The sequence below is a fragment of the Marixanthomonas ophiurae genome (assembly GCF_003413745.1).
Taxonomy (GTDB): domain Bacteria; phylum Bacteroidota; class Bacteroidia; order Flavobacteriales; family Flavobacteriaceae; genus Marixanthomonas; species Marixanthomonas ophiurae.
The window spans coordinates 625,249-646,015 of record NZ_QVID01000002.1 but is presented as its reverse complement, the minus strand read 5'-3'; the positions used below and the strand labels follow the sequence as shown (position 1 = coordinate 646,015).

The following is a 20,767-nucleotide window of genomic DNA, read 5'->3' as shown; positions in this document are numbered from 1 at the left end:
CATAAAGAATGAACAAAAATTTTACAATACCCAAAATTGGGTATTTACGTATTTTAAATTTAAAACTAATCCCACTTAATTAGTTTACAGCCTGTTAAAAAGTCAATCACTTTCATTTCAGGCATTTCACAAGGTTTTAATACTTCAGTTTTAGAAGTTTTATAATAATTTAGGCTTATAATATCGGTTCCGCCTAGCTCTTCTGCATACACTTTTATGCTTTTCCCATCGTTATAATCAGTTCTAGACACGCCGTACTTTTTTTTATGATACCATACTACGGAATATCCTACAGGCAATTTCTCTATATATGAAAGGATTGTTCTTTCCATAATACTAACAATCTAAAGTATAAAAGCCCTCTTATTACGGAAGGCTTTTTTGTTTATCATTTTTTATGAAGCTTTAAGCCTTTTATCCAAGAAACTTCAGAATCATAAAACAAAAAATACGTTTTTTTGTTGGTCGCTGTTTCACCTCTTGGCATTTTTTTTATAAATCTTGCTTTGGTATTGGTAAAGTCTAGGGTATATTTTTCGTCTATATCAGCTTCTTTATTGGTGTGAAAAAGAACGCTCTTTTTATCTGCTTCCCACGTTCCTTTTCCGTAAAAATTTTCCTTAGGTTGTGTTGGGTCAATGTTTCTATAAAAGTGAAAAGTAAAGTTCCCATCTGGTTTTAAGGAAAGGGTATATTCTATGACAGTACCTTCTTTGGTCTCAGAACGTTTTCCATATTCTCCTGTAAATTGGGATGTTTGTGCAGTTACTATTATTGTTGTAAACAATATAAAAAGTAGCAATAAATTTCGCATTGAAATAGTTTTTATAGTTAGATGTTGTAGTTACTTTTCCACTATAATTATGCCATTTTTTTATTTACCGCTTCGTGCCATATTAGAGAGAATTCTAAGTTCTTTTTTACGAGTATCTTTCAGTTTTTGATTTCTAGCACACAGTCCTGTTATAAAATCAGATTTTGATTTTGTAACATGAGTGTAGTAATCAGACTGTCTTGAATATACTAAATAGGTCTTGCCAACTTCAAACTCATAACCGCAACTAGGTTCATCACTATTGGTTATGATATCAATTTGAGAATGTTGTAATTTTCCTTTTATCATTTCTGAAATTTTAAAAGTAAACCTAACAGGACTTCCAAAGACTTTTTTCGAGGTATTAGAAAGCTCCTTTCTAGAGAGAACAGTACCCGTAAAAATCACATCTGAACTTAAGAATTTGGTTTTAACTTTTTTACGAAACGAATTATTCTCTTCTGCACATGTACAAGCACTAAGTTTAGTGGTTGTTATTAAGAGCAAGGTTAAAAGGATTAAGAAGGTCCGCATTATAAAATCTATTTTAGTATTGTTTACCTACTCAAGGTACTGATTTTTATCAGTACAAAAAACTGTAAGAACTTACTCTACATCTGCCCACCAAGCTTTAAAGGTTTGAGTGGTATCGGTTAACTGAACCACTTCACCTATTTTCGGAGTTACCAAGCCTATATTAGTGGCTTTTATATTTTCACTTATTTTTTTCAGCGGTTCATCCCAAGGATGATTCCCTAACACAAACTTACCTGAATGTACTGGAAAAAGACGTTTTGCTTGTAAATCTTGAGCTGCTACCGGTAGCTCTTCTGGTAATAGATGAATATAGCGCCACGCTTTATTATATTGTCCGTTTTCTAAAATAGCAAGGTCTATTGGTCCAAACCTCTCGCCTATCATTTTAAAGTGCGTATCGTATCCGCTATCGCCTCCTATATAAATTTTCATGGTAGGTGTCTCTAATAGATACGAACACCATAACGTATAGTTTCGTGAAAAGGTTCTACCCGAAAAGTGCCGTGTTGGAAGCACATGGGCAGTAACTGATGCTCCCATAGAAACAGTATCATGCCAATCGTTTTCTAGTAGTTGTTCTTCTGTATATCCCCAAGATTCTAAATGAGCCCCCACGCCCAAACCACAAACTACGTGCTTCACTTTAGATTGTAACGCTTTCATGGTTTTATAATCTAAATGATCGTAATGGTCATGAGATATAAACAAGTAATCGATTTCTGGAAAATCCGCTTCAGTATACAACTCGGTGCCTTTAAACGACTTCGTGGTTCCTGGAATAGGTGAAGCATTACCACTAAAGACAGGATCTACTAATATTCGTAATCCCTCCAGTTGCATATAATAAGATGAATGTCCAAACCATACTAATACCGCTTCATTTGGTGCAATTGCTTTTATATCAGTGTGTACAGAAGGTATATTTCCTTTGGGCTTTAAGCGTGGCTTTTTTGTAAATAGATAATCATATAGCACGCCTCCCATTGTAAAGCCTTCCGCTAACTGAGGTGTTTCACTTAGATTTTGAAAAGCCCCATCGGTATAGTTAGGCGATTGTTTTATTTGTTCTAGGCGTTCACCAGAGGGTGACTTACCAAATATACTATTTCGCATATATAAAAAGGTTGTTGCTATTAATACTACTAGTAAAACAAGTAATATTTTACCTGCTTTTTTAGAAACTCGGACTACTCTATTTTTTGACAAGTTATTAGAAGTGCTAATGAAGCAACAAATATACTAGTTATTTTAAAAGCTTTCTAAACAAATAGAATAGACAAATAGCTACTAGCTTTAATATAAGTTCTTTATTGCTTACCTGTATTTATAAAATGTTTTCGAGCTCTATAAATAGAAAGTATCGCTATGATACTCCATATTAAATTGGTGACAAAAGGAGGTATTGCGTTATAATACAAACAATTAATTGCAATAAACATCCCTCCTACCATATTCAAGTAGCGGCTTGGCACACTAAAATCTCTTTTTTTTGACAAGGTGAGTCCATACGATAGGAGTATAAAAAAAGACCCTACCCATCCCATTATATCTATAAGTGTTTGCATAATAAGACGTTTAACATTATTTGTTTAGTAATTGTTCCATTCTAGTTTTAAAATCTGAATCTTCAATATTCTTTTCAACAATACTAAGTTGTTCTAATAACTTTAAGTTTCCTTCTAATAACTCTTCAAGAGCTTGCTCTCCAGCTGACCAATACGCTTCTAAAACAGGTAATCTTTCTTTGGCTTTTTTTGATAATGTTAATTGATATTTTCGATAATCATTTTTGTCTTTAACTGAATCTATATATCCCTTTTTCTTCATTTTATTAATCAACTTTACAATAGCCGGATGGGATAGATGTAGTAATTCTGAAATTTCCATTACAGTTAATTGGTTATGTTTTTTTAGAATTAAAAAGATCATATGCCAATTGGGTTCTATATCCAAATTATGCTCTTTATAAAACTCTTTGGTTTGATAAACAAACAAATCACTTAACCTTTTTAACCTTGCGGTTAAGCCAGGATAGCCCATTTCTATTAAAAAATCTTCTTCCATAAGTAAAAGTACGTTACCAGTTACGCAAATATACAAACTATATACGTAACTAGTTACATATATAGTCTATTTTAAATAAGATTTAGGATTTTATGGATTATAACCTCCTACAATTTTGTATTAGATATACTATATACAAAAAGTTCCTCCTCATCATTAGGTAGAAATGTAGTTCCGGTTTGTTTTAGACCTAATTTTTCTAAAAGTCTTTGGGAGCTAATGTTCTTTTTTGAAGTATATGCCTGCATATTATTGATGCCAAATTCAGAAAAAGCGGCTTCTTTTATTCTAGTGGCTGCTTCAAGGCCATATCCTTTCTTTTCAAACTCAGGAAGTAAAGCAAAGCCAATATCAACACCTTCTACTCCTTCTCTATCATAAATACCACAAGACCCTAACTTGCTACCATCTTCTTTTCGTATTACAGTATAGTTCCCGTAGCCGAGACGCTCTAATTGTGGTGTCATTTTATTAGTAATATATGCTTCGGCATCTTCAATGGAATTTACGTTTCTATCGCCTATATAAGCCAACCATTTTGGAGTATTTAATAGCCTGAAGATTAAATCGGCATCTTGTGGATTGGTGGGGCGTAACAGCAACCGTTTGGTTTCAAAGGTTTTGTAATTCATTAGCTTATTGTATATAAAACTTTACTTAATAAAGTTCTTTATCAAATATACCTAAAACACTTTGTTTCTAAAATATCGCCATCGTATCAAGTTGTAATTATTTTCTATATTTACTCTTAATACTAACTGGTACACCCATCTATTAAACAGGTTCCATGCGTTTACAATACCTAAAAATAATACTTATAAGCCTATTTATATTTACCTATTCGTGTAAAGCAGACGACACGACAACAAATAATCAACAAACATTTTATGTTGCCTTACCCACAAGCCCCGTGAAAGTGGATAATACCGAGGGTAGTTGGTTAGTATACGAGCTGCACATTAAGGCTCCTGATTTAAACAAAGTAGAAGTTCTTTATAATGGTGAATTGATACAGACCTATACCGATTTTATAACCAAAGATGATCTGCATTTGGCAAGCATTTGGTTAGCTTATCCTGAAACGGGGTGGGATAAAGAACAACTAACCCATCAATTTTACTATACGAACAATGATGGTACTAATCTGGTAGAAAACGTTACCTTACCTATTAGCGAACAGTATCCCGATGCCAAAAACATAGCCTTTCCCGTCCCTCAAGGTATGTGGCTTGCGGAAGGTGCTCCAGGCAGTACTTCGTACCACACAAGAGCGATATTTCCTTACCCTGAACCTATTTATGATCCTGAACAAGATGGATACGTTATAGGAAACAATCCACAGCGATATGCTATAGATTATGCCGAAATTAAAAACGGACTCCCATATAAAAACGATGGTTTAAAACTTGAAGATTGGTACTGCTATAATCTCCCCATATTGGCTGCCGAGGGCGGAACAGTTCTCTTTACTGAAAACACCATCCCCGATCATCAAACCCCAGGGGAATTAGACTACCCCATCACGGCCGATAACGTTACCGGTAATGTGATATACATAGAACATCCCGATGGATCCATTGGCACGTATTGTCATTTAATACCTAATTCTATTGTAGTACAAAAGGGCGATGTAGTAACCACGGGGCAGGAATTAGGCCGTTTAGGAAATTCTGGAAACTCGTCAGCGCCACATTTACATATGCATGTACTTACCAACCCAGAGGGCAAGAAAATACAAAAGTATGAGGACGGACTCTATTTTGAAAGCCTTCCGTACGCTTTTTCCCAGTTTAAAAAGCTAGGGCAATTACCGCCGGGGTACTTAGATGAACCACCGTTAACACCTTTTACCCCTACTAAAAATGAAGAATTTAATAACGTATTACCCGCAGAGAGTGATGTGATTGAATTTTAATGTCTTGTAGAAACATTAAACACGCATTAGGGTTACATTACCTTTTCTGCTAGGTATTGTTGTACCTCGTACACATCAATCTTTTTGTTGAACTTTTTACTTACCGAAGGCGTGTTTTCGCTTGATATCCATATTTTTAACTCCGCATCCAGATCAAACGTGCCAGAAGTTTCTAAGGAAAACCTTGAAATACTTTTATAGGGCATCGACTTATACTCAATTTTACTCCCTGTAAGGCCTTGTACATCTATTAATATTAAGCGTTTATCAGTAAACATAAACGTATCCCTAAACAGTTTAAAGCCAAGCTCAATTTGTTCATTGGCAACTAGTAATCGCCCGTATTTTTCTTTTAGCTTTTCAGGATCAACCGCACTGGCGTTTCCTAGTAGTTTATTAAATAATCCCATTCAATTGTTTTTTCGTTTGTTCGTGCTAAACATCAAATCCTACTATGAAATATGTTGTAGTATTATGGCTTTTATTTAAATTTATGACTCTTAACCATATTAATAAATATTTGGTCGTTTGATGTATTAAAGGTATAAATCCTGTTTTTATTTTCTCCGTCTCCTTTGTCAATATATGCCGATAAACGTATGCCATCTATCCTGTCCTCTTTAGTAATCTTTGCTCTACTTCCATCTATTATCAATTCTTCATAATAGAGTAAATCTGATGTATTATAAATACTGTCAATTTTATCAAATGCCAACCTACCATAGTCGAAATTTATTTTATAGTCTTCTTTTTGGTAATACCCTACATACGTATCTTCTCCCTGTTCATTTACAAGTGTCCAGCCACTTGCAGCGGTGAACTCAAACTTAAAATTTCTATCAGTTGAAGTGTTTTCATCATCTTTATTACACGATACTAAAACAAGAATAGTTAACAGTAAAGTAATTGGTTTCATGATTTAAAAATTTAATTCAAAATTCAATGTATATATTTAAGATTGTTTTAATTATTAACTTTCTTATAGCGTATGTTCGTATAAGTTATAAATAAGTTTACTCCACTTTTTCCACATGTTGTACGTTAAAAAAAGTAGATAACTCCTTTCCGAAATAGGTATGTATAAATTTTGTTCCAGTCACTTTAATTTTATCTCCTTTTTCTAAGCCAACTACCATATGAGCCATTTCTTTGTCAATAACAAATATGTCACCACTCATTTCGTTAGTAATAGGAGCAGGTTTAAGTTTACCCCCTATAGGTAGACACTGAAAGTAAAACTTCTTCTTGAATTTACGTGGCTTATTATACTTTTTTAAGTACCCCACTTTTAAGTATTCAGCCTCTATAATTACGGGGCATTCCACATATTCATCGGTGAAAGAAAAGCCCAATACATTTATATACTTTTCTTCTGTTGGTTCTGGACAGTCTTGACTGTAAGCCATCGTACTGATAACTAAACATACTAAAAAAAACAGTAGTGATTTGTTCATTTTTAATGGGGTTTAATAATTTTTAATAAGCAATTGTTTACGTAAACACGTAACGCTATCAATATAAGAAGAAATGTAGATATATTGTAACGTAAAAGCTATCATGATGAGCTTTGCTACTTTTTAAAATATAGGTATGCAAACTTCTTTAATTTTTACGTTGTTTTCTTTTTAATTTCCTATATTCTCTTCGCTCTCTCTTTTTTCTTTCTTGTACCGTTTCAATTTTATAGAGTATAGGTAACGAATACTTTTGTTTTATAGCTTTTCCATCTACTACTGCTGGCTCCATAGTCGGTAGTTTTTGTATAATGCGTATCGCTTCTTCTTCAAAAGCAGGGTGGACAGATCGTGCTTTTACATCAACAATACTTCCATCGGTATCTACCGAAAACATAGCAAATATCTTCACCGTCTCCCCAGGTTTTAAACCTAGTTGCGTAACCGCTTTGTCTATATTTTCAGAAGTAAGGTTATTAATGGAGTCTGATACTCTTGCAAATTGTTCTTGGGAAACCACAATAGTGCTTGTCAACAATAGTAGAAGGAATAGTAATTGTTTTGTCATTTTTTTAATCCACATCAGTTATATCCATGATAAGTATTTGATTTTTTCTTTTGTCAAACAACAATGTTGAATAATCCCAGGCAATGTCATAGAACCATTTTGAACCTTGCAGGATATATCTATATCTATTGACTTCATCAAATCTATTTTCAAACTCTTGATTCACAAAATTCATTGCCGATTCCCAAGCGTCTTTAGCCTCTAGGTTTCTATAAGCACCACCTTGATTGAGTATTCTGGATATAATTCCAGTCAAATCGAAAATATCACTATACCCATGTATTTCCTGACAGGCAGGCCTGTTATCTTTTATACCTAAATCATTTCTATAGCCTTGTAATTCGGGTCGGCTAAAAATATTTTTGACAAAGGATATATTGCTCAATCTGTTTCGAGACGCAAACCACTGTAAACAAGTGCTATCTGAAACTTGATACTTGTGTAATTGAATTCCGCCCATACAATGCGTTTCTGAAAACTTATCTTTCAATTCTAACGCATATTTGCTCCATTCGTTTAACTCAGTGATTTCCATATCAAGCCACATTTGAGCAATTTCTTGATCAGTTGGAGCAGTTGCGCTATAATCTATTTTTAATCTTTCAATCATGTTCATAGCCAAATTTACCGAAACTTTAGACCAAGTAAGGTTTTTCGTATTACTACCCGATGTTCTACACAGTTTTAATTATCTACAGTTCAGAACCTTTCTTTGCATCACAGTATTTTATTAAATCAGATTGGAGTTTTATTAAATCATCTGAAGTTTCGCTTAACGTATTAGCAAATTTTTTACGATACTCTATATTCTTGATAACAAAATCTAATAATGTTTCTTTTTCTTCATCAATAAGTTCATACTGATTAACATCAAGCTTAGGCTTTAGTCCATTAACATTTTTATCACACCTACCTAAATAAAACTTATTAAAATAATCTGTTCTACCAATATCAACTATGTGTTTAAAAAATGAACTCGTCTCTCTCATGGAGAGCGCTGATATTACTCGAGTATCACACTTTAACGTGTGCAAGTGTTTTTTTAAATACCCTATATAGGGTTGATCATTAATCGTTTTATCACTAGCAACAGATTTAATCCCAAGTATTTTATCATCTAAGTAATTAATAAAAATTTTTTCAGTATGAAATCCAAATACATTTTTTTCATCTCTTAACTGCTCACAAAAATCGAATATCTGAAAGGCATCCGGCGGTCCAGGGTCTTCAAAACCCCCGTTTATTTCTAAAAGTAATTTTTTGTTTGAAGGAGTGTTTTCACCGTTTAGCCCAATTAAATCGCTAAGCGTTGTCTTTATATTCCCGGTAGAAAGTCCACTTTCATTTCTTTTTTTTACCGTTGCACCTATTATATAATCCAAATAATACATTCCGGGATTTCCTTCCAGGGTTTCCAAATTTCCCGCACCGGCGATAATCTGGTAGGTCGGGGTTACCTTTACCCCGTAATCCACATTGGATTTTGATATATCAATTTGCAGGAAGGACACTTCACCGGAATAGTTGTTTGCAAGTTTCTTGTACATAGGTTTTGCAAGCTTACAAGCACTACAATTACTATCATAATATTGAACAACCAATATATCAGAAGGTTTAATTGTTTTTTTAAGAACCGCTGTATTTATTTCAGTTTGTGCATATATACAGCTTGTCACTGTAAATAAAAAGAGGAAAAACATACGTTTAAGAATTTGTTTCATTTTGGTTGTTTTAAATGTGTTACAAAGGCTCTGTATAAAATAGTGAGGCTGAAAAAGAGGGAAAGAGGAATTTCTAAATTTTCCCTGCTATCTTCTAAGTTAGCCTACACAGTATGCTCTCAAAATTTCTTGCCCAACTACCATCCACCTAGAATATCTTTGGTACGCTTATTTCTTTCAGCGGCTACCTTTATTAACTCTTCTTTTACATCATTAACAATATTTTTACAATCTGCATTTATTATATTGTATTCTGATGATGAGTCTATAACAAAATCTAAGTTTTGTTTTTTAGCAACATTTGAAACAGCAGAGCGTATGTCATCACTTATTTTTTTATTTATATAAGTTTCTTGATCCCTTACATCCTCAAGTGCATCTTCACGATATTTATTAATTTTATCCCTTTCACCTTGAATTTCTTTTACTCTTTGTGCATTTGTCTCGTTTGATTGTAAATCAGCCTCATCATCGTATTTATTAATAGTTTTCACTAATTCGTTAGTCATTTCTTCGATATCTTGTTGATATTCATTTTTTAATTCATTGAGTTCATTAATATATTCAGCTTTCTCAGGATGTTCCTCAAATAGTTGATTCATATTAATTTTAGCAATACTATTCTGTGCTTTTATAATGTTAGGTAAATAAAGGGTTAAACCCAATACTAATATTATAGCTCTCATTTTTGTGTTTCTCATCTCCAAGGATTTTAATGTAAAGGTTATTTAAAAAATTATTTTATTATTTTCAAAATATACAAAGTCAGCAAGTTTAAAAATACCTAAAAGTAGGTAGTTTTATTTTTTATCCTGTATGTATATATACAGGCGGTTAATTACTTTTAACTATAAGGCGCTTATCTTGAAGCCAAAAAGCTTAGGTGTTGTAAAGCTTTAACAACGGCTAGTTGATCTTCAGAAATCGTTGTTGGATAATAATCAAGACTAATGTAATTATGGGTATGAATATAGTTTTTATTATCTATTGAAAGTTTAATTTTGTCAGTATCGGTAACTACAACCAACCCCCAACTACACGAATCACATATTGAATCGGTAATTTCTACAAGTCTTAATTCTTTAAAAAGTATGGTGAAGGTATATACTTCATTTTCCATTATTTCGGTTTTAACCAAGGTATGCTCTGTAGCCTTTACAGTTTCCTGTTTATTACTCAATAGATTGATATTTTCTTGTATATATGAAACCGTTTCTTCCCAAGAAGCTGTATTTTGGGTATCTTGCGCCAGTAAATTGTATGGTAATACTGTTATCAACCCTATTAGAAAAACACGCAATGGCTGTAATTTCATTTTTTAGATGGTAAGTCCTTTTTATTTTCCTTTTCAATTTCTTGTTTTTCGGTAGGGTCTCTATATATTACGGTTCGATGGCCAAAATCCCATTTTGGGTTTTTTGGCAGCTTTTTTTCTTTGTTTTTCATCTTTCAAGTTTAATTTATTTTTTAAAAATACACAAAGCCACCAAGTTTTAAAATACCTAAAAGTAGGTAGTTTTATTTTTTATCCTGTTTGTACATATATAAGCGGTTAATTTCTTTTAATAACCAAATACACTAAAGTCAGTTTTTTTATTGGTTTCTTTTTGTTTGTATCTTTTCCTATAATTATTGGCTTTTTACATCGCTAACTACTTCCCTTTTTTTCTCTATGGTTTTTAATATAATATCTAATACACTGTCTATATTTTCTCTAATTTCTTTACCTGTAAACCGTAAGCATACATAGCCGAAGTTTTGCAACTCCCTATCTATATTTCTATCCCGTACTGCTTGGTTTTCTGTTCGTTCATGATAGGTATGCCCGTCTGCATAAATACAGACTTTTTTACCCGAAGCTTCTATATAAAAGTCTGGTAATGTTAATATTGTTTTTTTATTTACCGGATATCTTTTAGGGTATCCAGTACCATCCCTGCGTATTCTCCATTGTAGTTCTGTATCTATACCTCTGTTTTGTAACGCTACAAACAGTTTTTGCTCTAAAGGGCTTTGGCAGGTGAAAATACAATCAACACAAGCTATGTTTTTTTGAGGGCAATTAGTACATATCTTTTCTTTATGCTGATAGCTTACTATTGTTTCTGCCTCATTAATGGTACAGTTAAGCGTTTTAGCTACTTCATTAAAGCCTAATGCGCCATTTATAGAATCCCGCAAGCGTAGCATTTCTTTTCTATTAGTAATATGGGTAAGATTCCAGTTATGCCTTTTCTCTTCAATCTCTATTAAAAACTGCTCATCTGCTCTTTTACCTTCAGATTTATCACCAAAGCTATAACTCTCTTTAATTATCTTATTAATTTCAATAGGTACTCTTGCCATTCTTATTCTTTTGGGGTTATTTAACTATTTTATTTTTTATTTAATTACTTTCTTTTCTAGCAGCGGCATGGTATACTCATCATACAATGTAAACAAATATTCTATCCGTCCAGTCTCATTGGTAAAGGGCTGAGGACGGTAGCATACATCTACCGCTTTGTCCAAGGCTTGGTGTGCTTTTACCAAGTTGGGTGGCATGGTAAGCGGGTCATAGAGGTCTGCTAAGCTACTATTAGGGTACTCCGTGCGTACATCCAGTACTTTTTGAGCTTTACTGGCTACTTTTTCTTTGTTTTTAGCGCTGGGGTCTTTAGGCCATGGGTAGTTGTTGTAAACTATTGTATTTGAGTATCTAAAATCATTTTTCAATCTTCCACAAGTGTATTTTATCCATGCCATATGCATTTTTGAAGTTAAAATTCCAAACTCAAAAAAACTTGTTTCATCTTTGTAGAAATGAGGGTCTAATGGAATTGTTCCTTTTTTTAAAAAACCAATCGGTATATAATCTCGATTTGAAGATGACATTTGCGGAATAAAAAGATAATCAGTTTTTGGTTTACGGATACTTTTAAACAAATGAGGTGTTTTCGGCCTGAACTCTTTTATTCTTTTGATAATTTCCAGAACATATTTCATCTTTCGTAAATCAGAAGGAACAATATCTTCTAACCACAATGCGTATCTAGGAATATCATTTATAAACTCTCGAGCACCATATGTTCTTTTAAAGTATTGTGCTGAATTTGGTTCTTTTGTAATAAAGTTATTTTTTTCTTCAAGTGAAAAAAGTAAATTACCTCTATCACTTGCCCTTGATCCATTTCTTAGCTTTTTAATTTTATTTAATGGTTTTCTTCTTTTATCAATAAATATACTTTCAGCGTCAACTAAATAAGCATTTATGTTTTTAACTTTCTTACTATGAGGTTCTCCCGAAATATCTTCATACTCAAAAAGATATTTTTCTTTTGTATCAAAGTCTGCAAAACCCACGATTATACAATATACCGCAGCTTTCCCCCTTGCTTCATTACTCCATTTGAAGGTTTTATGCGCAAAATGAATATAGCATTCTAAGTTAGTTAGTATATGCCTCCATAATAAAACGACTTGCTCCCCCTGCATTATCGAATTTGTAGATACAAAACCCACTTTTATGGTTGTTCCTTGTATATAGTTGGCGGCAATAAAGTACCAAGCGGCTACATAATCTACTTTTATTTTTTTACCAAATACATTTCTTATTTCTTCTCTTTGTTTTTTTGACTGATACCTTTCACCCACAAACGGCGGATTCCCTAAAATATAATTCAACTCCGTTTTCGGCACCACGTCTTCCCAATGTACTTGTAACGCATTGCCATGTACAATGGTGGCGGTTTTTTGTAACGGCAAGCGGGCGTAGTAGAGCCCAAAGGCTTCGCTTACCAAGAGGTTCATTTGGTGGTCCATAAGCCACATCGCCACTTCGGCAATACGGGCCGGGAACTCGTCGTACTCAATACCATAAAACTGATCGACTTCTACCTTCATAATCTCATCAATACCAATCACTTGTTGGGTACCGTACAGTCTTTTTAATACTTGCAGCTCTAGCAACCGTATTTCGCGATAGGTAATAATCAAGAAGTTACCACACCCACAGGCAGGATCCATAAACCGCAGGGTACTTAGTTTTTGGTGAAACTCCCGCAGTTTATTTTTATTGGTGTGTATTTTCTCAAACTCTTCGTGCAAGGCGTCTAAGAACAACGGGCGTATCAGTTTTAAAATATTTTTTTCACTGGTGTAATGTGCCCCTAAATTTCGGCGTTCCTCGGGGTTCATCACACTCTGGAACATACTGCCAAAGATGGCAGGGCTTATTTCGCCCCAATTTAATTTGCTACATTCCAGCAATATCTCACGCATGGCACTGTTAAAGGAAGCAATAGGCAAGGCTTCGTCAAACAGTTTTCCATTTACATACGGAAATATGGTAAGGTGTTCATCTAAGTTTTTTAAGCGTTTGTTGTTGGGCGTATTGAGCACCTGAAAAAACTGTGCTAACCATCCGCCTAAATCGCTCCCATCTTCTTTGGTTTTTACATCTACAAACTCCTTAAAGGTGTCCCGTTCAAAAATACCCGTATCGTCCGCAAACAAACAGAAAAGCAACCGTACCAAGAATACCTCTAGCGAATGTCCTTCATAACCGCTTTCTTCTAGTTGGTCATGGAGCTTACCCATTAACTCAGCAGCTTCAATGTTTACCGGGTCTTCATCTTTAAACGTGCGTTTTTGGTAGCCAGCAATAAACCCGAAGAGTTTTATGTTTTTATACAATTCGCTTATAGGGAACGCATAGTCCAGCCCTTCATCTAGATCGTACAAGCGGAAGTGTTCAAAATCACTCACCAGCACATACTTGGGCAATTCATGTTCTTTAAGGCCGTGAAAATAATCGGTTGCTTGTATAAAGGCAGCATCTAAGTCTTTGCCTTTACTTTTATGTTCTACCAGTAACGTACCTTTCCAAAAAAGATCTATAAATCCTTGGTTATTGTTTAGTTTTTTTACGGGTTTTTCAAAGGTTGCCAGCCGTCTGCGAGAGATACCAAATATGGTGAAAAAGTCATTCCAAAAGCTGTCTTTTTCTGCGCGTTCGCGGGTTTCGCCTTCCCATTCGTTTGTAAACTGTAGGGCGCGACTTTTTATTTCATTCCAGGATAGTGCCAAAAGGTAGTTAGTTTAAAAGGCAATGTAATACTTTTTTTAGAAACCTAAAGCTTTGTTGTATGGGATAAAGTGATTCCTCTTTTTTGTTCTTAGGTTACAAATTGATTTTACTGTTTACTTATAGCTTAAATATATCTTTTGCTTTTTTCCAGTTCTTGTTTAGTATCGGTCTATTAACACTTGTTTCTCCATTAGACAACTCACCTGAAAAGTGACAGTATTTTTCAGGAAACTCAGGGTTTTTATATTTATTCCACATTTTAAAGGCTTCATATTGCATTGGTTTTTCAATATTAAAAGTTATTTCATTTCCCGTTCTAATACAATATCCAGTTTTGCTCTTTATATTGTCTGTATTTCTATTCTTCTTTTTATGTGTACTTTTTTTAAATACTTTTTTATAGCTTTTATCATTAAAAAACTCAGAAAGTTTATCTGTTTCAATTTTTGAATTAAGGTATTTTTTGGAGCTTAATATGTTCTTCTTTTTATTATAAATAGGTCGTTTCTCAAAAAGTAGTTCAGCTTGTTGTAAAACTCTTTCAAAATAGTCCCAAGTTTCATAATCTAAGGTATTACTCCCAGTAAACGTTCCTTTAGGTGTCCGTTCCATTAATATTCCAGCCTCTATATTATTGTTTTGAGAAAATCCATAAAGATTCATAGAGGTTAAAATTGCCTTTGTTTCATTTGCATAATATTTGGCGTGAAGTCTTTTTTCGTATCGAATTTCAATGTTTGGAAATTGTTTGAAGAAATCAAAATCCTCTTGTTTCATACTTTTTGACATATCATCTTCATTTTTACCAAACAAAACTGTAATTTCTAAGTCATAATTTTCAAGTTTTGTAAGAAGTGAAGATTTATATCTATCATGAAGTTTTATATAAGGGGAAATCAATATAATATTGTATTCTGCATCCTCAAATATTTTTTCGAGTTCAGCATTTAAATCATTTCCTTTTAAAAATTTAGCCATTATTCAATTTTAAAGTTTGGGGTTGTTTTTACTATGTTGCTAACCTATATTATAAATATAATTAAATTCCTGTCTACGTCCCACCAAAAGGCACAGGCAAATACATATTCTCGCTACAATAACTGGGGAGTTGTTAATGGAATACACAAATATATATTTTATTTTCAAAAGACAGATGATTTCATAAAAAAATCAACTTTTTTTTGATGGTATGATAATTTTTTATACTTTGCTATTCTTAACCTAAATATTTTTCAGTTATGAGTAGCAACCAAGAACACCGGGACGCCCCTATGCCCTATGGTGTCACGTTGCTAACAGATCACGATCTGGCAAAGCTTTTTAAAGTGAGCCTATCCAGTGTGTACCGTTGGCGCAAGCAAAAGTTGTTGCCTTATTTTAAAATGGGCAATACGTGCTACTATGTACAGGAAGTAATTGTACCGCTATTAGTAGCCAAAGGCAGCAGGGGCCTGCAAACGGCACCCGTAGAAAACCAATAGCGTTTTCTATACGAATCATTGTTTTTAACTCCCTTTTTATATAGCACCCTTGGTTTTTTTTCATACTTTAAACCAAGGGAAAATAAAAAACCCACCTGTAATATAGGTGGGTTTTTACTTTTAGCATATAATAAGCCGTTAGTTTACGGTAACCGCTCCCAGATAGCTACTGGTGGCCGCCAGTTTTTCATCGGCTGTTACAAAAGTGGCCCATACCTGTACTTCCAGCCCGCTATAATAAGCCGGTAAATTAACGGAAGCACTGGCACTACTGCGCAATCCTGCTGGGTCAAACTGTTGGTACAGCTTTGAGGCAGGCGAATACACCACCACAATCAACTTGTCATTGGCATCGGCATTGCCTTGCCCACTGTTATCCATCCAACTAAGGATCAACTCTTGATTGGCATCGGCCGTCATGCTCTCATCGGTCAATCCGCGTAGATCGCCCCGACTAATAAGTACCTTGGGGTAATCCATTACATACCCATCGCCATCGGGAATAACGGCTTCGCTTAGGTGATAGCCCGTTGCCAGGTTAAAAGGCGACTTGTCCCCTTGTTCATTACCAAAAAACCGCCCCACAATACGTTGAATGGGGGTTAAAAACTGAATAACGCTTTTAAACTTTGCACGTTGCTGCAGTTGCAGTTCGCTGGGTGTGTAATCACCACGCTGTGGTAAACTACGCATAATGTTCGTGCCTCTCCATCGGACTCCTACAACGGTGCCCACTTTTCCTGAGAATCCTCCTAGGATCCCTTTTTCGAATTTTGCCATAATCTTGAAATTTTAAATTAATAAATTATTTGAGCAAGCAATGTAAAACGCAATTGCCTATAAACCAACACTATGCAAACCATTGACCGATATTGCTTTCTATTAATGCCAACTAACCACCCGTACTACCCCATACCAATATGTGGTACCAAATGACGGCAGTTGCATACATCTGCATGTATGTGACACCCATTGCCGACTTCTCCCGAAAAAACAGGGGGTTTGTTCGGGGATCCTTCGGGGTTTCTTCGGGAACGGCTTGTGTCTATTTTCCAAAAAAGGACGTTTTGCGAAGAAAGGGCGACCAAAAGTAGAACTGTCCTTATTTTGACGAGCTCAGCACACCGCTGAAGGGGACATGCTATAAACTCCCCTACTTCGACTGGCTCAGCACATCGCCTTGAGGGGGGCTAGGGGGGTGTAATTATAAATTAATATTTTTAGTATCTTGCTCTATAGCAATGAGAAACAAGATAATACCATATAATCCTAAGCTTAAGAACTACGCTAGACATCTTCGAAAGAATAGTACGCAAACTGAAATTATTTTATGGAAACTTCTTAAAAATCGTTCTTTCAATGTACAATTCCATCGGCAAGTTCCTTTATTAGAGTTTATAGTAGATTTTTACTGCCATGAATTACATTTAGCTATTGAAGTTGATGGCAATAGTCATGATTACAAATATGAATATGATATTTCTCGTCAAGGGTTATTAGAGACTCACGGAATCATCTTTTTACGTTTTACAGATTTTGAAGTAAAGAAAGATTATTTTTCTGTGGAACTAGCTATAAGAGAAAAGGTCAAGGAGCTTTCTGAAAAATAATAAATAGCACGCTGTAACACCCCTAAAGTCCCCTCAAGGGGACATGCTATAAACTCCCCTACTTCGACTGGCTCAGCACATCGCCTTGTGGGGGGCTTAGGGGGGTGTTGTCCCTAAAGTCCTATTTCGATAAAGTCAATAGCCTTCGCAAGAAGAAAAAAAACCGCCCCAAGGAATCCTTAAGACGGTTCATAAAATAAAGAAAGCAATGTTAGTGGTGTCCACCAAAGTTATACTGAATACCAAAAGTACCCATCCATTGGTTCTCCATTTGTATGCCGGTCACATCTTGTGCTACTGGAAACGATACTTCTGCTGCAAACCGAAGGTTCTTTAAGTTTCCGGTAGGGATATACAAGTTACTGCCTATCCCTACGTCTAACTGATTCCTTCCAGAGTTGGCTGTATTAAACAATGGCATCATCATCGGGTTAAGATCTGCATCTATACCGTCTATTTCACCAATAGTATAATAGCGAAGGCTTGTAGAAAAACTTAGATAATCTGAAGCTTTTATAGCACCCCAGCCTATCGCATCAAAACGAATTCCTAAGGTATAATCTTCCTTATTCTCTCCCGCACGAAATTTATAGATAGCTTGTGCACCCCACGAAAACAAATCGGTTTGACCTAAGTAAGTAGCTCCTACAAATGGATCAAAAGTTCCACTGCCTAATTGCATGGAGTATGCCAATTGGGCATTGTTCATCATAGGGGTATCATCCCGTTGGTCTATATTGCCAGTAGGCAACGAAAGCCCTACATTGGCGTGTATAAATTGCCTGTTTTGATTCATTAATTTAATTAGAGCCGATACCGATACATCACCAAATCCGCTAGATTCAGTAGTAAAATCGGCCCCCATCTTAGTACGTAAATCCATACGATTGCGAATGTAATTAGCCATCGCCATAAGGGTTACACCATCAGATGGCGCATACATAGCCCCTAGCATATGCATATCCATTTGCATCTTCTGGGGTGCAGCCATAAACTCATTAAAAATAGCTTCGTTACTTATTTCGTCTGTACCTGATACATTGCCTTTCATAAACATGGGCATATAGCGATAGGAAATCATAAACTCTCCTTTATGGTGATAATGATCGCTCATAACGCTTATGGGAGCGTGTCCGTCAGGTCTGGCAGAAGTCCATAAGCTGTCTTGTGCTACCGCCGTTGTAGCGCATAGCAATAGGGTTCCCAATAGTGGGAATAATATATTTTTCATTGTATGTTTTTAAATGAATTAAATAATAAAATGTAATGTTTCCGTAGTACTTCGGAAACAGGCGAAGATAATTTAAGACACTTGTGGAGGGGGCGTATCAGGTTGTAGGGAATACTTCTTTACGGAAAACCAATACGTTTGAAAAATTGGTTTTACTTCCGAAGAAAAAGAAAGGATTATTCCTTTAAAAGCTTGACAAATTATGGGGTATTTATCAAATTCAATATGCGGAATACTTTTATTATTGGGGTTAGTAGCTTCATTCGCTTTGGAAAGTTCTTGAGTTAAATGACACTTTCCGTTACACTGCATTTCTGGCTCGTCCTTGTTGATGCACAACACATTGGCAATATAATCGTAATCTACTACATATTCAAAGTAAGGAACAAGGGGGCGCAGTATAGAAAAACAGAAAAAAGAGAGTAAAAGTAAACTTCCAAATTGCTTCATAACCTTATTGAAAAAGATGCTTTTTTACGGTTATAAAGATACGGTTTGTAGATAGGATACGAGAGAAAAAAATATAAAAAAATAAACGATTTGTGTTGATACAATTAATATTCCCATGAGGGGGTGTTAACTGTGAAATTAAAAAAGCAGTACGCTTTAAACACTCCTATGGTCCTACTTCAACGAGCTCAGCACACCGTCTCAAAAGGACAAGTAGTACGTAGTACACCCCTAAAATCCTCCTTCGACGGGCTCAGCACATCGCCTCAAAAGGACAAGTAGTACGTAGTACACCCCTAAAGTCCTACTTCGACGGGCTCAGCACATCGCCTAAAGGGGACATGCATAATCCCCCTTGAGGGGGGCTAAGGGGGATGTTTAAAACATCCCATGTTCGTTAACCATTGTATCAGGAACCGCTTGTCCGAAGTCCCAAAGCTCTATAATTTTTTGATCTTGAAACTTAAAAATATGCATCACAGCCATTTCGGGGCTATCCTGTGGTTTAATGCGAGAGTGGATGGAAACCAGATCGCCGTCTTCTAGTGTCCGTTGAATTTCGAAGATTTTATTAGGTTGGTCTATAGCAGCTTCTTCCATGGCTACCATTAATGTATGTCCATCTCCCTTAAAATATGCATTATGGTGTATAAAAGGATCACCCACATACCGCTTAAAAGCCTCTCGGGAATCCCCTCTGGCAGCCAATAGTAAAAAGTCCTTTGCGCGTTCTTTGTTAGTGTTCATAGTGTTCTGGTTTAGTTTAATACATAATAATGCTACACAAATATAGATGTTTCATGCTAAGAGAGAAGAATAGAGGGTAGAGGATAGAATATAGAATATAGAGTTTATTAACTCCCTTAGTTCGGCGGTCCAGCACACCGCCTCAAAAGGACAAATAGTACGTAGTACACCCGTAAAGTCCTACTTCGACGGGCTCAGCACATCGCCTCAAGGGGACATGCACTATAATCCCCCCTTGAGGGGGGCTACGGGGGGTGTACCTGCAAAATATTATTTCACTATCTTGCTCTATACTAATGAGAAACAAAATAATACCATACAACTCTAAACTTAAAGAATACGCACGGCATCTTCGGAAGAATAGTACACTCACTGAAATTATTATATGGAAACTTCTTAAAAATCGTTCTTTTGGTGTACAATTTCATAGACAAGTTCCATTGGTAGAATATATAGTTGATTTTTACTGCCATGAACTACAACTAGCTATTGAAATTGACGGGAATAGCCATGAATATAAATATGATTACGATATTTGTCGTCAAGGGATATTAGAGTCTCACGGACTCACCTTTCTTCGCTTTACAGATTTTGAAGTAAAAAAAGATATTTTTTCAATAGAAATGACTATTCGGGAAAAGGTTAATGAGCTTTCTGAGTTACACCCTTAAGTTCTACTTCGATAAACTCAATACAACGCCTCAAAAGGACAAGTAGTACGCAGTACACCCCTAAAGTCCCCTCAAGGGGACATGCACTATAATCCCCCCTTGAGGGGGGCTACGGGGGTGTTTTCACAATCACTAGACAATACATCAATATGCCTGGTAAAGCACCCCAAGAAAGCTAAAATAAATAAAGGTGTTTGAGTGAGATTATAGACGCGAAAGCGACTGCAATGTGGTATCGAAATCATCTGCTTAACATTAACGCTTCTATTCTTCCTACAAAGATTACGTAATTCTACGTATTGCAGTATAAGGCTAATTGCTATACTTTAGCCTATGAGTTAAATTAACATTGTTGATTAAACACTAGATACTAGTTTATAAGTTACTAGTTACTGCTAGTTTTTAAGTTTAAAGTCCGGAGCGTGATGTCTCCGGG

Annotated in this window: 27 protein-coding genes; 4 read left to right on the top strand and 23 right to left on the bottom strand. The window is 35.3% G+C overall.

The window, feature by feature from the left end:
- Positions 1–65: 65 nt before the first annotated feature.
- The 7 genes from DZ858_RS13145 to DZ858_RS13115 all read right to left on the bottom strand — a co-directional run bounded on the left by DZ858_RS13145 (position 66) and on the right by DZ858_RS13115 (position 4,047).
- Positions 66–332, bottom strand: coding sequence for a peptide methionine sulfoxide reductase (locus tag DZ858_RS13145; protein ID WP_117160121.1), 267 nt, complete (start codon positions 330–332; stop codon positions 66–68).
- Between the two features lie 56 nt (positions 333–388).
- Complete coding sequence (locus DZ858_RS13140; protein ID WP_147309606.1) at positions 389–814, bottom strand: hypothetical protein; 426 nt, start codon at positions 812–814, stop codon at positions 389–391.
- Positions 815–874: 60 nt separating this feature from the next.
- Positions 875–1,348 (bottom strand): hypothetical protein, encoded by a 474-nt coding sequence (locus DZ858_RS13135; RefSeq protein ID WP_117160119.1) that lies wholly within the window; start codon positions 1,346–1,348, stop codon positions 875–877.
- Between the two features lie 72 nt (positions 1,349–1,420).
- Complete coding sequence (locus DZ858_RS13130; RefSeq protein WP_117160442.1) at positions 1,421–2,464, bottom strand: MBL fold metallo-hydrolase; 1,044 nt, start codon at positions 2,462–2,464, stop codon at positions 1,421–1,423.
- Positions 2,465–2,658: 194 nt separating this feature from the next.
- Positions 2,659–2,916, bottom strand: coding sequence for a CBU_0592 family membrane protein (locus tag DZ858_RS13125; protein WP_117160118.1), 258 nt, complete (start codon positions 2,914–2,916; stop codon positions 2,659–2,661).
- 16 nt (positions 2,917–2,932) lie between these two features.
- Positions 2,933–3,415, bottom strand: a complete 483-nt coding sequence (locus DZ858_RS13120) for a MarR family winged helix-turn-helix transcriptional regulator (protein ID WP_117160117.1) — start codon at positions 3,413–3,415, stop codon at positions 2,933–2,935.
- Positions 3,416–3,522: 107 nt separating this feature from the next.
- Positions 3,523–4,047, bottom strand: coding sequence for a GNAT family N-acetyltransferase (locus tag DZ858_RS13115; RefSeq protein WP_117160116.1), 525 nt, complete (start codon positions 4,045–4,047; stop codon positions 3,523–3,525).
- A 155-nt stretch (positions 4,048–4,202) separates the two neighbouring features.
- Between DZ858_RS13115 and DZ858_RS13110 the strand changes: the two genes are divergently transcribed.
- Positions 4,203–5,330 carry a M23 family metallopeptidase gene (locus DZ858_RS13110; protein ID WP_117160115.1) on the top strand — a complete coding sequence of 376 codons (1,128 nt, stop codon included), beginning with the start codon at positions 4,203–4,205 and terminating at the stop codon, positions 5,328–5,330.
- A gap of 32 nt (positions 5,331–5,362) precedes the next feature.
- Here DZ858_RS13110 and DZ858_RS13105 read toward each other — a convergent pair whose 3' ends face one another.
- The 12 genes from DZ858_RS13105 to DZ858_RS13055 form a co-directional block, all read right to left on the bottom strand.
- Complete coding sequence (locus tag DZ858_RS13105) at positions 5,363–5,740, bottom strand: PH domain-containing protein (protein ID WP_117160114.1); 378 nt, start codon at positions 5,738–5,740, stop codon at positions 5,363–5,365.
- 71 nt (positions 5,741–5,811) lie between these two features.
- Positions 5,812–6,246, bottom strand: a complete 435-nt coding sequence (locus tag DZ858_RS13100; RefSeq protein ID WP_117160113.1) for a hypothetical protein — start codon at positions 6,244–6,246, stop codon at positions 5,812–5,814.
- A gap of 97 nt (positions 6,247–6,343) precedes the next feature.
- Positions 6,344–6,784: a hypothetical protein gene (locus tag DZ858_RS13095; RefSeq protein ID WP_147309605.1), complete on the bottom strand. Its 441-nt coding sequence runs from the start codon at positions 6,782–6,784 to the stop codon at positions 6,344–6,346.
- 148 nt (positions 6,785–6,932) lie between these two features.
- The gene (locus DZ858_RS13090) at positions 6,933–7,352 is read right to left on the bottom strand and encodes an energy transducer TonB (protein WP_158548375.1); all 420 of its coding nucleotides are present in this window, start codon (positions 7,350–7,352) and stop codon (positions 6,933–6,935) included.
- A 4-nt stretch (positions 7,353–7,356) separates the two neighbouring features.
- On the bottom strand, positions 7,357–7,968 hold the full coding sequence (locus tag DZ858_RS13085) for a hypothetical protein (protein WP_147309604.1): 612 nt from the start codon (positions 7,966–7,968) through the stop codon (positions 7,357–7,359).
- Positions 7,969–8,044: 76 nt separating this feature from the next.
- Positions 8,045–9,073: a thioredoxin domain-containing protein gene (locus tag DZ858_RS13080; RefSeq protein ID WP_117160109.1), complete on the bottom strand. Its 1,029-nt coding sequence runs from the start codon at positions 9,071–9,073 to the stop codon at positions 8,045–8,047.
- A gap of 137 nt (positions 9,074–9,210) precedes the next feature.
- On the bottom strand, positions 9,211–9,774 hold the full coding sequence (locus tag DZ858_RS13075; protein WP_117160108.1) for an OmpH family outer membrane protein: 564 nt from the start codon (positions 9,772–9,774) through the stop codon (positions 9,211–9,213).
- A 158-nt stretch (positions 9,775–9,932) separates the two neighbouring features.
- Complete coding sequence (locus DZ858_RS13070; protein ID WP_117160107.1) at positions 9,933–10,388, bottom strand: hypothetical protein; 456 nt, start codon at positions 10,386–10,388, stop codon at positions 9,933–9,935.
- Complete coding sequence (locus DZ858_RS15365; RefSeq protein ID WP_262511343.1) at positions 10,385–10,519, bottom strand: hypothetical protein; 135 nt, start codon at positions 10,517–10,519, stop codon at positions 10,385–10,387. The genes DZ858_RS13070 and DZ858_RS15365 overlap by 4 nt, the downstream gene beginning before the upstream one ends.
- Before the next feature lie 183 nt (positions 10,520–10,702).
- Positions 10,703–11,419: an endonuclease domain-containing protein gene (locus tag DZ858_RS13065; RefSeq protein WP_117160106.1), complete on the bottom strand. Its 717-nt coding sequence runs from the start codon at positions 11,417–11,419 to the stop codon at positions 10,703–10,705.
- A gap of 36 nt (positions 11,420–11,455) precedes the next feature.
- Complete coding sequence (locus tag DZ858_RS13060; protein WP_117160105.1) at positions 11,456–14,140, bottom strand: DNA methyltransferase; 2,685 nt, start codon at positions 14,138–14,140, stop codon at positions 11,456–11,458.
- 118 nt (positions 14,141–14,258) lie between these two features.
- Positions 14,259–15,119 (bottom strand): phospholipase D family protein, encoded by an 861-nt coding sequence (locus DZ858_RS13055; RefSeq protein WP_117160104.1) that lies wholly within the window; start codon positions 15,117–15,119, stop codon positions 14,259–14,261.
- A gap of 260 nt (positions 15,120–15,379) precedes the next feature.
- Between DZ858_RS13055 and DZ858_RS13050 the strand changes: the two genes are divergently transcribed.
- Positions 15,380–15,622, top strand: a complete 243-nt coding sequence (locus tag DZ858_RS13050; protein WP_117160103.1) for a helix-turn-helix domain-containing protein — start codon at positions 15,380–15,382, stop codon at positions 15,620–15,622.
- Positions 15,623–15,760: 138 nt separating this feature from the next.
- Here the strand turns inward: DZ858_RS13050 and DZ858_RS13045 are convergent, their stop codons facing one another.
- Positions 15,761–16,402, bottom strand: coding sequence for a DUF6266 family protein (locus DZ858_RS13045; protein WP_117160102.1), 642 nt, complete (start codon positions 16,400–16,402; stop codon positions 15,761–15,763).
- A 461-nt stretch (positions 16,403–16,863) separates the two neighbouring features.
- On the opposite strand from DZ858_RS13045, the gene DZ858_RS13040 reads away from it, so the two are divergent.
- Positions 16,864–17,232 (top strand): endonuclease domain-containing protein, encoded by a 369-nt coding sequence (locus DZ858_RS13040; protein ID WP_117160101.1) that lies wholly within the window; start codon positions 16,864–16,866, stop codon positions 17,230–17,232.
- A 211-nt stretch (positions 17,233–17,443) separates the two neighbouring features.
- Here the strand turns inward: DZ858_RS13040 and DZ858_RS13035 are convergent, their stop codons facing one another.
- The 3 genes from DZ858_RS13035 to DZ858_RS13025 form a co-directional block, all read right to left on the bottom strand.
- Complete coding sequence (locus DZ858_RS13035) at positions 17,444–18,463, bottom strand: transporter (protein ID WP_117160100.1); 1,020 nt, start codon at positions 18,461–18,463, stop codon at positions 17,444–17,446.
- A 72-nt stretch (positions 18,464–18,535) separates the two neighbouring features.
- On the bottom strand, positions 18,536–18,913 hold the full coding sequence (locus DZ858_RS13030) for a hypothetical protein (RefSeq protein ID WP_117160099.1): 378 nt from the start codon (positions 18,911–18,913) through the stop codon (positions 18,536–18,538).
- Between the two features lie 378 nt (positions 18,914–19,291).
- The gene (locus tag DZ858_RS13025; RefSeq protein WP_117160098.1) at positions 19,292–19,660 is read right to left on the bottom strand and encodes a nuclear transport factor 2 family protein; all 369 of its coding nucleotides are present in this window, start codon (positions 19,658–19,660) and stop codon (positions 19,292–19,294) included.
- Positions 19,661–19,956: 296 nt separating this feature from the next.
- On the opposite strand from DZ858_RS13025, the gene DZ858_RS13020 reads away from it, so the two are divergent.
- Positions 19,957–20,331, top strand: coding sequence for an endonuclease domain-containing protein (locus DZ858_RS13020; RefSeq protein ID WP_117160097.1), 375 nt, complete (start codon positions 19,957–19,959; stop codon positions 20,329–20,331).
- Positions 20,332–20,767: the final 436 nt, after the last annotated feature.

Coding starts and splice junctions, on each gene's coding strand:
- DZ858_RS13145 (WP_117160121.1), bottom strand. CDS start 332: ATGGAAAGAACAATCCTTTCATATATAGAGAAATTGCCTGTAGGATAT.
- DZ858_RS13140 (WP_147309606.1), bottom strand. CDS start 814: ATGCGAAATTTATTGCTACTTTTTATATTGTTTACAACAATAATAGTA.
- DZ858_RS13135 (WP_117160119.1), bottom strand. CDS start 1,348: ATGCGGACCTTCTTAATCCTTTTAACCTTGCTCTTAATAACAACCACT.
- DZ858_RS13130 (WP_117160442.1), bottom strand. CDS start 2,464: ATGCGAAATAGTATATTTGGTAAGTCACCCTCTGGTGAACGCCTAGAA.
- DZ858_RS13125 (WP_117160118.1), bottom strand. CDS start 2,916: ATGCAAACACTTATAGATATAATGGGATGGGTAGGGTCTTTTTTTATA.
- DZ858_RS13120 (WP_117160117.1), bottom strand. CDS start 3,415: ATGGAAGAAGATTTTTTAATAGAAATGGGCTATCCTGGCTTAACCGCA.
- DZ858_RS13115 (WP_117160116.1), bottom strand. CDS start 4,047: ATGAATTACAAAACCTTTGAAACCAAACGGTTGCTGTTACGCCCCACC.
- DZ858_RS13110 (WP_117160115.1), top strand. CDS start 4,203: ATGCGTTTACAATACCTAAAAATAATACTTATAAGCCTATTTATATTT.
- DZ858_RS13105 (WP_117160114.1), bottom strand. CDS start 5,740: ATGGGATTATTTAATAAACTACTAGGAAACGCCAGTGCGGTTGATCCT.
- DZ858_RS13100 (WP_117160113.1), bottom strand. CDS start 6,246: ATGAAACCAATTACTTTACTGTTAACTATTCTTGTTTTAGTATCGTGT.
- DZ858_RS13095 (WP_147309605.1), bottom strand. CDS start 6,784: ATGAACAAATCACTACTGTTTTTTTTAGTATGTTTAGTTATCAGTACG.
- DZ858_RS13090 (WP_158548375.1), bottom strand. CDS start 7,352: ATGACAAAACAATTACTATTCCTTCTACTATTGTTGACAAGCACTATT.
- DZ858_RS13085 (WP_147309604.1), bottom strand. CDS start 7,968: ATGAACATGATTGAAAGATTAAAAATAGATTATAGCGCAACTGCTCCA.
- DZ858_RS13080 (WP_117160109.1), bottom strand. CDS start 9,073: ATGAAACAAATTCTTAAACGTATGTTTTTCCTCTTTTTATTTACAGTG.
- DZ858_RS13075 (WP_117160108.1), bottom strand. CDS start 9,774: ATGAGAAACACAAAAATGAGAGCTATAATATTAGTATTGGGTTTAACC.
- DZ858_RS13070 (WP_117160107.1), bottom strand. CDS start 10,388: ATGAAATTACAGCCATTGCGTGTTTTTCTAATAGGGTTGATAACAGTA.
- DZ858_RS15365 (WP_262511343.1), bottom strand. CDS start 10,519: ATGAAAAACAAAGAAAAAAAGCTGCCAAAAAACCCAAAATGGGATTTT.
- DZ858_RS13065 (WP_117160106.1), bottom strand. CDS start 11,419: ATGGCAAGAGTACCTATTGAAATTAATAAGATAATTAAAGAGAGTTAT.
- DZ858_RS13055 (WP_117160104.1), bottom strand. CDS start 15,119: ATGGCTAAATTTTTAAAAGGAAATGATTTAAATGCTGAACTCGAAAAA.
- DZ858_RS13050 (WP_117160103.1), top strand. CDS start 15,380: ATGAGTAGCAACCAAGAACACCGGGACGCCCCTATGCCCTATGGTGTC.
- DZ858_RS13045 (WP_117160102.1), bottom strand. CDS start 16,402: ATGGCAAAATTCGAAAAAGGGATCCTAGGAGGATTCTCAGGAAAAGTG.
- DZ858_RS13040 (WP_117160101.1), top strand. CDS start 16,864: ATGAGAAACAAGATAATACCATATAATCCTAAGCTTAAGAACTACGCT.
- DZ858_RS13035 (WP_117160100.1), bottom strand. CDS start 18,463: ATGAAAAATATATTATTCCCACTATTGGGAACCCTATTGCTATGCGCT.
- DZ858_RS13030 (WP_117160099.1), bottom strand. CDS start 18,913: ATGAAGCAATTTGGAAGTTTACTTTTACTCTCTTTTTTCTGTTTTTCT.
- DZ858_RS13025 (WP_117160098.1), bottom strand. CDS start 19,660: ATGAACACTAACAAAGAACGCGCAAAGGACTTTTTACTATTGGCTGCC.
- DZ858_RS13020 (WP_117160097.1), top strand. CDS start 19,957: ATGAGAAACAAAATAATACCATACAACTCTAAACTTAAAGAATACGCA.